Source organism: Streptomyces africanus (genome assembly GCF_002150735.1).
GTDB lineage: Bacteria > Actinomycetota > Actinomycetes > Streptomycetales > Streptomycetaceae > Streptomyces > Streptomyces africanus.
Genome location: NZ_MUKA01000045.1, coordinates 1 through 12261, shown reverse-complemented (window position 1 = coordinate 12261; position 12261 = coordinate 1). Strand labels below are relative to the sequence as shown.

Sequence of the window (12261 nt, the reverse complement as noted above, 5' to 3'; positions counted from 1 at the left end):
ACGACCCGCCCGGGCGGCACGGGCAGCCGCTGGCCCGCCACGTACAGGGCGCCCAGCTGCCCGGCGAACGCCTCGGCCCCGTCGGCGTCCCGGCGCACGGTGGCCAACGCGAGGGCATCGGGCACGGTGTCGGCGACGGCCCCGGTCAGCACCGGGTGGGGTGAGATCTCGACGAAGGCCGAACGGCCGTCGGCCGCTGCCGCCGCGAGCGCCCGGTCCAGACGGACGGGCCGCCTGAGGTTGGCCGCCCAGTGGGCCGCGTCGAACACGCAGTCGCCGCGCGGGTCCTCCAGGACCGTGGAGTACACCGGGACACGCGGCCGCCGGCCCCGGATGCCCGACAGCGCCTCGGCTAGCTCCGGCAGCAGCGCGTCGACCTGCGGCGAGTGCCCGGCACCGACGACCCGCATGGCCCGCGCCGCCCGGCCCTGACCCTCCAGCCGGCGCACGAGCCCGGCCACCGCGGCCTCCTCGCCCGTGACGACCTTCTGCCGAGGCGAGGAGTGCACGGCGACGTGCACACCCGGGAAGTCCCGCTCCAGCGAGTCCAGTTCGACGTCGTCCAGGTCCACCACGGCCATCGCGCCGCCGCTCAGCCCGCTCAGCAGCCGGGCCCGTACGGCGATGACACGCGCCCCGTCCGCCACGTCCAGCGCGCCCGCGCACACCGCCGCCGCGACCTCGCCCATGGAGTGGCCGACCACGGCGGCGGGCTCGACCCCGTACGAACGCCACAGCTCGGCCAGTGCCAGCTGAAGGCCGAACAACACGGGCTGGGCGACGTCCAGGCGGTCGAGGCCGGCCCCGGAGGACAGGTGGTCGTACAGGGACAGGCCGCACTCCGGGGCGAGCTGCGGGTCGAGTTTCTCCACGGCGGCGGCGAACGCGGGTTCCTCGGCCAGCAGCCTGCGCCCCATGCCCGGCCACTGGCTGCCGTAGCCGGAGAAGACCCACACCGTGCCGCGGCCCACCCGGTCGAGCTCCCCGGTCACCACCCGCGCGTCCGGACGCCCCGCCGCCAACGCGCCCATGGCATCGGCGAGTTCGGCGCGGTCCCGGGCGACCACGGCGGCGCGTACGGGACCGCGGCCGGTGCGCCCGGCCAGGGTACGGGCCACGTCGGCGGGGTGCGCGGTGCTCTCGCGCAGCCAGTCGGCGAGCCGGCCCGCCGTGTCGCGGACGCGGCCCGCGTCGAGGTCGGACAGCACATGCAGACGTGCCACGGGCTCCTCGGCCGGCCGCACGGGGGCCAGGCCGGGCGGCCCCTCCTCCAGCACCACATGCGCGTTGGTGCCGCCGAACCCGAACCCGGAGACGCCCGCGAGGGCGGTGCCGCCGTAGCGGGGCCAGGGCTCCGGCTCGGTCACCACCCGCAGCCGCTCGTCGGCGAGGGACGTGCCCTGCGCGCAGTGCAGGGACGGCGGGATGCTGTCGTGGTGCAACGCCAGCACGGTCTTCACCAGGCCCGCGACGCCCGCGGCGGACTCCAGATGCCCCAGGTTGCCCTTGACGGACCCCAGCAGCAGCGGCTGGTCCGGGTCGCGGCCCGCGCCGAGCACCACGCCCAGTGCGCCCGCCTCGATCGGGTCGCCCAGCGGGGTGCCGGTGCCGTGCGCCTCCACGTAGTCGACCTGCGCCGCGGCGAGCCCCGCCCGCGCGTACGCGCTCTCCAGCAGCGCCTGCTGCGCGGCCGGGTTGGGCGCCATCAAACCGTTCGAGCGGCCGTCGGAGTTGACGGCGGTGGCGCGGACGACGGCCAGGACGCGGTCGCCGTCCCGTTCAGCGTCGGACAGCCGCTTGAGGATCACAGCCGCGCAGCCCTCGCCGCGCCCGATGCCGTCGGCCGCCGCCGAGAACGGCTTGCACCGCCCGTCCGGTGCGAGCGCGCCCGCTCTGCGGAAGGCGACGGTGACGGCCGGCGACAGCAGCAGGTTGACCCCGGCGGCGATCGCGAGGTCGCTCTCGCCCGTGCGCAGGCTGACGCAGGCGTGGTGCACGGCGACCAGCGAGGACGAGCACGCCGTGTCGACGGCCAGGCTCGGCCCCCGGGTGTCCAGGACGTAGGCGAGCCGTCCGGCGGTCACGCTCAGGGCGCCCCCGGCCGGCGCCCAGGGATCGACGGCGGCCGGATCGGCGCCCGTGAGCTGCCCGTACTCGGGGGCCGACACCCCGACGAACACCCCGGTGGCGGTGCCCGCCAGGGACCCGGCCGGCACGGCGGCGTGGCCGAGCGCCTCGTGGACCACCTCCAGCAGGATCCGCTGCTGGGGGTCCATCACCGCCGCCTCGCGCGGGGTGATGCGGAAGAAGTCCGCGTCGAACCCGGCGATGTCGTCGAGATAGCCGCCGTACGGATGCGCGTCGGCGGGCGGGAAGGCGGTGAAGTCCCGCCAGCGGTCCTCCGGGACGCGCCGGATCGCGTCGACGCCCTCGCTCAGCAGTCGCCAGTAGCCGTCCGGGCCGTGCACCCCGCCGGGCAGCCGGCAGCCGACCCCGACGACGGCGACCGGCTCGGCCGTCACGCCCGGCAGCCCGGCTCGCGGGGCCGGTGCCGTCTCGGCCGGCCCCGAGGGTGCCGAGGTCTGCGTGCCGCACAGCCGCGCCACCAGGTCCCGACCGGTCGGCGTCTCCCACAGCAGCGTCGTCGGCAGCTCCCGGCCCGTGGCCCGGGACAGTTCACCGGCCAGGGCGACCGCGTCCCGCGAGGACATGCCGAGGTCGGCGAGCGGCCGGTCCATCGGGACGTTCTCGGGCGAGGCGCCGTACCAGAGCGCCACCCGTTCGGCGATCAGCCGGCGCAGCGCGCCCTCGTCGAGGGGCCTCATCCCGCGGCACCCGCCGTCGCCGCGGTGGCCTGCCCGCCGTACGCGCCCTCCAGATACCGGGCCCGGGTCAGGGCCCGCGACACCTTCCCGCTGGAGGTACGCGGCACCGTGCCCGGCGGCACGACGACGATGTCGGCGAGCCGCAGCCCGTGCCGGGCGGAGACGGCACCGCGCACGGCCCGCACCACGGCCGGCACGTCGAGCTCGGCGAGGCGCACGGTCCGCGCGTGTTCCGCCACGATCACCACCCGCTCACCACCACCAGCACCGCCGCCGGGCACGGCGAACGCCGCGAGCCGGTCCCGGCGCACCGCGGGGTCCGCGTCCTGGGCCGTCGCCTCGACGTCCTGCGGATAGTGATTGCGGCCGTCGACGATGATCAGGTCCTTCAGCCGCCCCGTGACGACCAGCTGTCCCTCCAGCACCGTCCCCAGATCGCCCGTCCGCAGCCAGCCGCCCGGAGCGGCTTCGGTGTCCGCGAACCCGGCGCCGAACACGTCCCCCGGCCCCCGGTTCCAGTAACCCCGGCCGACATTGGGCCCCTGCACCCAGATCTCGCCGACCTCGCCCTCCGACAGCAGGGCCCGCGTCACCGGGTCGGCGATACGGACCCGCTGGCCCGCCGGGGTGCCACAGCCCGCCAGCAGCACCGCCCGGGGATCGTCCGGCCGGGCCGGCAGGGCCTTCCCGGCGGCCAGGGCGTCACGGTCGAGCGCGAACCGGCCGAGCGGCTCACCCGGCCGGGCCGCGCAGACGAACACGGTCGCCTCGGCCAGCCCGTACGACGGGCAGTGCGTCTCCGGCGCCAGTCCCTGACCGGCGAACGCGGCGTGGAAACGGTCGGCCGTGCCCGGGCGGACCGGCTCACTGCCGTTGATCAGCGCCGTCACCCGGTCCAGCCGCAGCCCCTCTTTCTGGTCGTCGGAGACGGTCGCGGCACAGTAGTCGTAGGCGAAGTTGGGCGCGGCGCTCACCGCGTTCGGATGCGCGGAGAGCAGCCGGAGCCAGCGCACCGGCTCGTGCAGGAAGGCGGCCGGGTCCATCAGCACCGACAGCACCCCTCGTGTCACCGGGGCCGCGATGCTGAGCACCAGACCCATGTCGTGGTAGAGCGGCAGCCAGCCCACGCAGGTCACCGGGCGGGCGTCGGCACCGTAGGCGGCGAGCGCCTGGCGGGCGTTGGCGACGACGTTGCCGTGGCTGATCTCCACACCCGCCGGGGCGNNAGGTAGGCGATCGCCCCGGCGTCCGGCGGGACGGGCCGCCAGTCCCGGGCGGCGTCGTCCGTCACCTGGTCGGCCACCACGATCCGCGGTCCGTCGGGGCCGAGGAAGTCGCGCACCTCGTCCCGGCAGCGGCTCGTGGTCACGACGACCGAGGGACACGCGTCGGCCAGGACACCCGCGAGCCGGTCCGCGTGCCCGGGCAGGCCCGGCGGATACAGCGGCACGGCGACCAGCCCGGCGGCCAGGGCCGCGAGGAAGGCGGTCACGTACTCCGTGCCCTGCGGGCACAGCAGCGCGACTCGGTCTCCCGGACCGGCCTGACCGGCGAGGCGCGCGGCCAGCGCCCGCACCCGCACGTCCAGGCGACGCCAGGTCAGGGTGCGATGGACGCCGCGCGAGTGCGGTGCCGGATGCTCGACGACGGTGAACGCCCTGCGGTCCGGGGTGTTTTCGGCCCAGTGCCGGACGTACTCCGGCAGCGTCGGGCACACGGGCGCGAGCGGGGGGCGGCGGCTGTCCATCAGGCGGGGCTCCTCACGGCGCGGATCGGCCTAGGGGTCGCAAAGGGGGAGAGAAAGAGAGGGGGCGGCTAGAGCGGGATGTTGCCGTGCCGGCGTTCCGGCATCGGCGCGCGTTTGCCGCGCAGGGCGCGCAGCGCGCGGCAGACCTGCTCCCGGGTCTCGCGCGGCGCGATGACGGCGTCGACATAGCCGCGTTCGGCGGCGAGATAGGGCGTGCCGTGGGTGCGCTCGTACGCGGCGAGCAGACGGGCGCGCAGCGCCTCGGGGTCGTCGGCCGCGGCGAGTTCCCGCCGGTGCAGCACGCCCACGGCCCCCTCGGCGCCCATCACGGCGATCCGGGCGGTGGGCCAGGCGAGGTTGACGTCGGCGCCCAGATGCTTGGAGCCCATCACCGCGTAACCGCCGCCGTACGCCTTGCGCACCACGACCGTGACCTTGGGGACGGTCGCCTCGGCGTAGGCGTACAGCAGTTTCGCTCCGCGCCGGATGATGCCGGCCTGCTCCTGCCGTACCCCGGACAGATACCCGGGCACGTCGGCGAAGGTCAGCAGCGGGATGCCGAACGCGTCGCAGAACCGCACGAACCGCGCCGCCTTCTCGGAGGCGTCGATGTCGAGGACCCCGGCGGCGTGCAGCGGCTGGTTGGCGACGACACCCACCGAGCGGCCCTCGATCCGGGCCAGGGCGCAGATGATGTTCGGCGCGAACAGCTCCTGCACCTGGAGCAGTTCACCGTCGTCGACGACCGCGTGCAGGATCGCCCGCATGTCGTACGCCTCGCCCAGCCGGTCCGGGACGACCTCGTCCAGGTCGGTGCCGGGCTGCGGGTGCCCGGGGGCGTACTCCGGCGGCCGCTCCAGGTTGTTGGCCGGGAGGTACGACAGCAGGTCGCGCACGGTGTCGAGGGCGTCCTCCTCGTCCGCGGCCAGGAAGTGGGCGTTGCCGTTGACGGTGTTGCTGGTGCGGGCGCCGCCCAGCTCCTCGGCCGTCGTGCGTTCGCCGGTGACCGTCTCGATGACGTCCGGGCCGGTGACGAACATGTGCGAGGCGCCGTCCACCATCACCGTGAAGTCGGTGATCGCCGGCGAGTACGCGGCGCCGCCCGCGCACGGCCCCAGGACGACCGAGATCTGCGGGATCACCCCGGACGCCTTGACGTTGCGGCGCACCAGCTCGGCGTAGAGGGCGAGCGAGGCGACGCCCTCCTGGATACGGGCCCCGCCGGAGTCGTTGAGACCGATCACCGGGCAGCCGGTCTTCAGGGCAAGCTCCATCAGCGCGACGGTCTTCTCGCCGAAGGCCTCGCCCATGCTGCCGCCGAACACCGTGGAGTCCTGGGCGAACACGCACACCGGGCGGCCGTCGACCGTGCCGTACCCGGTGATCACCCCGTCGCCGCAGGGACGGCGGCTGCCGCCCTCCGCTGCGGGCCGGGCCCGGACGAACAGGCCGGTCTCCGTGAAGGAGTCCTTGTCCACGAGCCGTTCGACGCGCTCCCGGGCCGAGAACTCCCCGCGTCTGCGCGGTCCGCCCTGGGCCACCGCCTGGTCCCGGCGGCGTTCCAGGCCTGCGACGCGCTCCGCGGTGCTCCCGGGCACGTGCGTCGCCGTTTCCCCCGGACCGGATGCTGTCACCTCTGTGCTCACAACCACCTCCGAAGCGGTTCTCGAATATGGCAGTGAGGCGGGGGAGTGCCGGGCGGATCGCCGTTCTGTGTGGGGGAGATGAGTCCGTCGGCGCGGGCTTTCATCCCCGTGTGACAAGGGACCGCCGGCCCGGCCGCCGGGTGCCGGCCTGATTCAGCTGCCCGAGTGCTGAATGCGTTCTCCTTCTTCTATTGGACCTCGGTGCCGCCCGGCGTCCAGGCTGGAGTGCACCATCGCCCGACAGCCTCAGCGACAGCCGGAAGAGGTACGAGCACATGCACACCCGCCGCATCGGTGATGTCGACGTCAGCGCGATCGGCCTGGGCGCGATGCCCATGTCCATCGAGGGACGACCCGACGAGGAACGCTCCCTCGCCACGATCCACGCCGCGCTCGACGCCGGAGCGACCCTGATCGACACCGCGGACGCCTACCACCGTGACGCCGACGAGGTCGGTCACAACGAGACCCTGATTGCCAAGGCCCTCGCCTCCCACGACCGCGGCGGCGACGTCCTGGTCGCCACCAAGGGCGGTCATCTGCGCCCCGGTGACGGCAGCTGGACCCTGGACGGCAGCCCGCGCCACCTCAAGGAGGCCTGTGAGGCGTCCCTGCGGCGGCTCGGCGTCGAGGCCATCGGGCTCTACCAGTTCCACCGCCCCGACCCACGCGTCCCCTACGCCGAGTCCGTCGGCGCCATCCGGGACCTGCTGGACGAGGGCAAGATCCGCATGGCCGGCATCTCCAACGCGAACCCCGAGCAGATCAGGCTGGCGGGCGAGATCCTCGGCGGCCGTCTGGTCTCCGTGCAGAACCAGTTCTCCCCGGCCTTCCGCTCCAGCGAGCCGGAGCTTCAGCTGTGCGACGAACTCGGCATCGCGTTCCTGCCGTGGAGCCCCCTCGGCGGCATCTCCAAGGCCGGCGAACTCGGCTCGGGGCACGCGGCGTTCGCCCGCATCGCCGACGTTCACGGGGTGAGCCCGCAGCGGGTGTGCCTGGCGTGGATGCTCGCCAAGTCGCCCGTGGTCGTGCCGATCCCGGGCGCCAGCCGCCCCGAGACCATCCGCGACTCCCTCGCCGCGACCGACCTCACCCTGACGCCGGAGGAACTGGCCGAGCTGGACGCGGCCTGAGCATCGACCGGCTCCCCTGACGAACAGTCACAGACGATAAGTTTTTCGTCACATCCGCCCCTGGTGAGAAAAACATGTGAATGTTTCCGCGTGGTTCGGGCATACGCAGCGAAAACAGAGAGAGGGGCGCTACGTGCTCGTACCGGACCGGAAGGTCGTCAGGGAGTTGCTGACGCGGTATGCGTCGCTGAGGATCACTCAGGCGGAGAGGCATGTGCCGACGGCGGCACGCGAGCTTGAGGATGTCAGCTACACGCTGTGCGTGATGATGGGAACGTCCGACATCACCGACGCCATCGCCAAGGCCGACACCCTGCTGCTCACCAAGGAGCGGTCCGAGGAAGCGGACGCGGACGGGGAGAACGGTCTGACGCTGGTCGGCTGACTCGTAGGGCCCGGTCATGAACCGGGTGTCGCCCCGGCGGCCTGTGAACGGGCCGCCGGGGCGTTCGTGTTCCCGTTCGCCTTCCCGTGGAACGCCGTGCGGTACGCGTACGGCGTCGTGCCCACCACCTTGCGGAACCGCTCCCGGAACGCGGTCGGCGATCCGAACCCCGCCTGCCGCGCGATCCGTTCCACGGAGTGGTCGGTGTTCTCCAGCAGATACTGGGCGCGCCGCACCCGCGCCCGCAGCAGCCACTGCAACGGCGTGGTCCCGGTCTGCTCGCGGAAGCGGCGGCTGAACGTCCGCTCGCTCATTCCCGCGCGCTCCGCCAGCGCGCTCAGCGTCACCTCGTGGGCCAGGTTGTCCTCGATCCACTCCAGCAGCGGCTCCAGCGCCGACCCCCGGGGCACCGGCGGGTGCTCGTGCACGATGAACTGGGCCTGTCCGCCCTCCCGTTCCAGCGGCATGACCGACATCCGGGCGATGTTCGCCGCGACGGCCGACCCCAGATCCCTCCGGATCATGTGCAGACACAGGTCCAGCGCGGCGGCCGCACCGGCCGAGGTGAGGATCTGCCCGTTGTCGACGTACAGCACGTCCGGTTCCACCTCGACCCGCGGGAAACGGCGGGCCAGCTCATCCGCGGCCACCCAGTGCGTGGTGGCGCGCAGCCCGTCCAGCAGTCCGGCCTCCGCCAGGACGAAGGCGCCCACGCACACGGACGCGATCCGGGTGCCGGTCTCGGCGGCCTGCCGCAGGGCCGCCAGCACCCGGGCGGACGGCGGCGGGGCCTCGGGGGAGCAGCCCGGCACGATGATCGTGTCGGCCTCCGCCAGCGCCTCCAGGCCCCGGTCGATACGCAGGGTGAAACCGCCGTCGGCGCGCACCTCCGGCGTCTCGGCGCACAACCGGACCCGGTAGGCCGGCCGCCCGTCCGGCATGTGGGTCCAGGCGAACGTCTGCTGGGGCGCCGCCATGTCGAACGGCACCACTCGGTCGAGAACCAGGATCGCCACGGAGTGCATGACCGCCACCCTAGGCGCATTCCCGCCAGGCGCACGAACCGCGGAAGCACCGGCGCACGGCACAAGACAGCAGGTCACACGAGTTGGCGGGAATCCGTTGGAAGCTGTCGTCTCAGCCCATGGGCGATCGCCTCCGGGCTCTCTAACGTGGGCCCGCCACCGTCGACCGCATCATGGAAAGAGCCCCGGTGACCAAGATCCTGCTGTCCCTGCACGTACTGGCCGCCATCGTCGCCATCGGTCCCGTGACCGTCGCGGCCAGCATGTTCCCGCCCGCGGCGCGCCGCGCCGTCCCCGCGGGCGGCCACGCCCCCGACCCGTCGGCGGTGAGCACGGTCGCGCTGCTGCACCGCATCTGCCGCGTCTACGCCGGGATCGGACTGACCGTCCCGCTCCTCGGGTTCGCCACCGGTGCCGCGATGGGCGTCCTGGGCAGCGGATGGCTGGTCACGTCCATCGCGCTGACCGCCGCCGCGGCGGGCATCCTGGTCGCCTTCGTCCTGCCCCGCCAGGAGGAACTCCTCGGCCAACTGAACGGCGCACAGGCCGTCGAGCACCGGAACACCGTTCAACTCGCCATGTTCACCGGCATTTTCAACCTCCTGTGGGCGACGGTCACCGTCCTGATGATCGTCCGGCCGGGCTCCACGACAGGAGCCTGAGCCCCGGCCGGCCGCATGTCACGGATGTCCGGTCTGCGTCAAGTCCACCCGGGGAATTCACACTCAGGGACACCGGTCCGCCTACACTCGGCTTCTTCGCCCCCGCACGGGGCCGACGAGCAGAAAGGCGCGTTGACGGGTGTTCCAGGATTCCCCCATCTACGACCGACTCATCGCGGAGTGCGGCGATGTCCCCGCACAGGTTCGCCGCGAGGCCGAACGCGTGAGCAGGGAACTGGAGCTGGTCATGCGGCCCGCGCAGTCCCCCGGCTACGACCGCCCGCACTCCCCGGGCACCGGATGGCAGCGTACGGCCATGCTGCCCGGGCCGCGACCGCAGTGAACCAGAACCGGTGGACGGCCGGCCCGGGTGCTCAACGGGCCGTAGTGTTCGCGCCGTTGACGCGCGGCGGCGCTTCGGGGAGGGGCCGGGCCAGCCACTCGGCGATGGTGCGGGCGATCGGCTGGCCCGTCTCCACCTCGACGAACCCGAACTGCCCCGACTGATTGCACTCCAGGAACCACCAGGTCCCGTCCGCGTCCTCGACGAAGTCGAAGGCCCCGTACGCCAGTTCGGCCTCCTTCAGATAGGCCCGGACGCCCGGCGCGATGGACGACGGCACGTCGGTGGGCCGCCACGGCGCGCCGGGCGGGGCGAACCGCACGTCCACCTCGTCGGCGTCCGCGTCCGCCGTTTTGCGGGCCGCCAGCATCCGGTCGCCGACCACGGTGAGACGGATGTCGGCCCGCTTGGAGATCCGCCGCTGGAACAGCGTCGGCCCGAACGCGACGGCGGAGAAGTCCGTGTCCGGTGCGACCCGGCTGGTCGGCACGGCCCGGGGCGGGTCCTGCGGATGCGCGCCCGACACCGGCTTGACCACCAGGTCCGGGTAGCGCTCCGAGAACTCGCGGGCGGCGCGCGGGAACGTCGTGATCAGCGTCGCGGGCACGGGCAGGCCGCACCGCTGGGCGAGGCGCAGCTGCCAGGGCTTGTGCCGGGCCCGGCGGGCCGCGTCGGGGTGGTTCATCCAGCGCGCGTCCGAGCCCCGCAGCATCCCGTAGAGCGCCTGGGCGGCCTCCTCGGTCAGCCACGCGGACGGCTGCGCCGCCCGTCCCGCCGGGGTGCCCGGACGGCGGACCCACACCGACCGCAGCCCGCCGATGCTCACCAGCCGCCCCCCGGCGGACAGGTGGCCGCGGAACCGGCCGTGGACGTACTCCCCGGAGAGCGCGACACCGCCGGTCAGATCGGCGGGGTCGACACGGACCACCGGAATCCCGGCCGCGTTCAGGTGCACGACCACCATGTCCGCGGTCACGTCCTCCTCGCAGGTGAGGATCAGAACCGTCATCTTCGGCGGCCCGCGGTCAGTCGTCGAAGTGCGTCTTGGAGCCGGCCGTGGACGTGGTGGTGCCGACCTCCCTCAACAGGGCGAAGTCGGAGGCGGCCACCCGGCCGTCGTGGAGCACGTTCAACTGCAGTCCGGCGTCGTACACGTACGGAATGGCAGCTTCCAACTCCACTGCCGGGCGCGCGTAGTTGAGCGCGAACGGTTGCATCGTCTCTCCCTCGTCGGTGCTGACGCCGATCGAGCCGGATCCAGGGGCACGGCCACCCGGTCCGCCGACTCGTTTCGGCTCCCAGAGACTTATACGAATCGAACGGGTGGTTGGTTTCCTTACTTTCCGTAGTCATCGGGCCGGTTGGCGGTCCGGCCGGTGGGCCGACTTGCGCTCCCGCTCGCCGAGGGAGCCACGGACGGTGCGCAGAGCGAGCAGCAGAACACCGATGTCGTCCAGGTACACCGGGTCGGGCAACACGTCGGCGGGCAGCACGAAATAGAGGACCGCGCCCCAGAAGACCCAGCGCGGGCCCGTGGGCAACCCCGCGCGGCGCAGCTCGCGCCGGGTCCTGACCAGTCGCACGAGGATGCCGACGGCGAAGACGAGAACGATGGCCGCGAGAACCGCGGCCAGGGTGATCACCGTGGTGGTCGTATCCACGGGCTGCCCTCCTCCTGGCGTCCGCGACACGGGGTGTCCCTTCCTGGATTCCCGTTTCCGGCCGCTGTATTGCGCCCGGGGCCCGACATGTCGGCGCGTCGGCGGATTTTCCGTGCCGCCGTGGGTGCGGGCGGTCATCCCGGTGGCCCACCCGAGTGGCACGGCGTGACGGGGGCGCCTAGTAATGGTCAGCGTAACGTCGCTCGTCACACGACGGGGGGCGCAGGAGCGGCCGCACTCTTCCCCATGGAGGCGAGGATGACCACCTGCTCTTCATCACCCCGCTCGAACGGGCCTGCCATACCGAACGAGCCGAACGAGGCCGCCCAGCCGTCCGCCGAGACCACCGTCGCCACCGGCACGTACCAGGCGGAGCAGACGAGCACGCAGCCCGCCGCCGGTGTGCACGAGACGGACATGAGCTTGGCCCCGCCCGCCGCGACCGGCCCGGACCGGGCGCACGCGCAGGCTGCCGCCCCCGGCGTGGACCTGTCGGATGAGGCGCAGGCGCCGGCTGCCGCCCCTGGCGTGGACCTGTCGGATGAGGCGCAGGCGCAGGCTGCCGTCCCTGGCGTGGACCTGTCGGATGAGGTGCAGGCGCAGGCTGCCGTCCCCGGCGTGGACCTGTCGGATGAGGCGCAGGCGCAGGCTGCCGCCCCCGGCCTGGACCGGGCGGACCCGGCGCCCCGGCCCGCTCCCCCCGGCTCGCCCACGGCGACCGACTGGTCTGCCGCCCCCGCGCCGGGCGACGCGCGTACGCAGTCCGCTCCCGCCGGCTCGGACCCGGTGGTCGAGCGGTCCGCCGCGCCGGGCCAGGACTGGACGGACCTCACG

General features: G+C 73.5%; 10 protein-coding genes and 2 pseudogenes. 5 read left to right on the top strand and 7 right to left on the bottom strand.

All coding sequences use genetic code 11. From position 1 onward, the window contains the following. The 3 genes and pseudogenes from CCL05_RS07030 to CCL05_RS07020 all read right to left on the bottom strand — a co-directional run. Positions 1 to 2825, bottom strand: a 2825-nt coding sequence (locus tag CCL05_RS07030; protein ID WP_086559614.1) for a type I polyketide synthase, incomplete at its 3' end; no start/stop codon positions are given. Next, positions 2822 to 4572 (bottom strand): annotated as a pseudogene (locus tag CCL05_RS07025) (fatty acyl-AMP ligase). The pseudogene CCL05_RS07025 and the gene CCL05_RS07030, both read right to left, overlap by 4 nt. Before the next feature lie 68 nt (positions 4573 to 4640). Then, positions 4641 to 6170: an acyl-CoA carboxylase subunit beta gene (locus CCL05_RS07020; protein ID WP_086559613.1), complete on the bottom strand. Its 1530-nt coding sequence runs from the start codon at positions 6168 to 6170 to the stop codon at positions 4641 to 4643. A 323-nt stretch (positions 6171 to 6493) separates the two neighbouring features. On the opposite strand from CCL05_RS07020, the gene CCL05_RS07015 reads away from it, so the two are divergent. Together CCL05_RS07015 and CCL05_RS07010 are read left to right on the top strand one after the other, a co-directional pair. Beyond that, positions 6494 to 7351 (top strand): aldo/keto reductase, encoded by an 858-nt coding sequence (locus CCL05_RS07015; RefSeq protein WP_086559612.1) that lies wholly within the window; start codon positions 6494 to 6496, stop codon positions 7349 to 7351. 133 nt (positions 7352 to 7484) lie between these two features. Next, complete coding sequence (locus CCL05_RS07010) at positions 7485 to 7736, top strand: DUF5133 domain-containing protein (protein WP_086559611.1); 252 nt, start codon at positions 7485 to 7487, stop codon at positions 7734 to 7736. A gap of 14 nt (positions 7737 to 7750) precedes the next feature. On the opposite strand, the gene CCL05_RS07005 is transcribed toward CCL05_RS07010, so the two are convergent. Beyond that, on the bottom strand, positions 7751 to 8761 hold the full coding sequence (locus CCL05_RS07005) for a GlxA family transcriptional regulator (RefSeq protein ID WP_086559615.1): 1011 nt from the start codon (positions 8759 to 8761) through the stop codon (positions 7751 to 7753). A 188-nt stretch (positions 8762 to 8949) separates the two neighbouring features. Between CCL05_RS07005 and CCL05_RS07000 the strand changes: the two genes are divergently transcribed. Both CCL05_RS07000 and CCL05_RS06995 read left to right on the top strand, forming a co-directional pair. Further along, positions 8950 to 9423, top strand: a complete 474-nt coding sequence (locus tag CCL05_RS07000) for a hypothetical protein (protein ID WP_086559610.1) — start codon at positions 8950 to 8952, stop codon at positions 9421 to 9423. Positions 9424 to 9562: 139 nt separating this feature from the next. Further along, entirely contained in the window at positions 9563 to 9766 is a 204-nt protein-coding gene (locus CCL05_RS06995; RefSeq protein WP_059414305.1) for a hypothetical protein, read from the top strand. Between the two features lie 31 nt (positions 9767 to 9797). On the opposite strand, the gene tgmB is transcribed toward CCL05_RS06995, so the two are convergent. The 3 genes from tgmB to CCL05_RS06980 all read right to left on the bottom strand — a co-directional run bounded on the left by tgmB (position 9798) and on the right by CCL05_RS06980 (position 11427). After that, complete coding sequence (gene tgmB / locus CCL05_RS06990) at positions 9798 to 10775, bottom strand: ATP-grasp ribosomal peptide maturase (protein ID WP_086559609.1); 978 nt, start codon at positions 10773 to 10775, stop codon at positions 9798 to 9800. Positions 10776 to 10791: 16 nt separating this feature from the next. Beyond that, positions 10792 to 10983: a putative ATP-grasp-modified RiPP gene (gene tgmA, locus CCL05_RS06985; protein ID WP_010038137.1), complete on the bottom strand. Its 192-nt coding sequence runs from the start codon at positions 10981 to 10983 to the stop codon at positions 10792 to 10794. A 132-nt stretch (positions 10984 to 11115) separates the two neighbouring features. Next, entirely contained in the window at positions 11116 to 11427 is a 312-nt protein-coding gene (locus CCL05_RS06980; RefSeq protein ID WP_086559608.1) for a YkvA family protein, read from the bottom strand. Positions 11428 to 11685: 258 nt separating this feature from the next. Between CCL05_RS06980 and CCL05_RS06975 the strand changes: the two are divergent. Beyond that, positions 11686 to 12261, top strand: a pseudogene (locus tag CCL05_RS06975) (hypothetical protein); the annotation flags it as partial.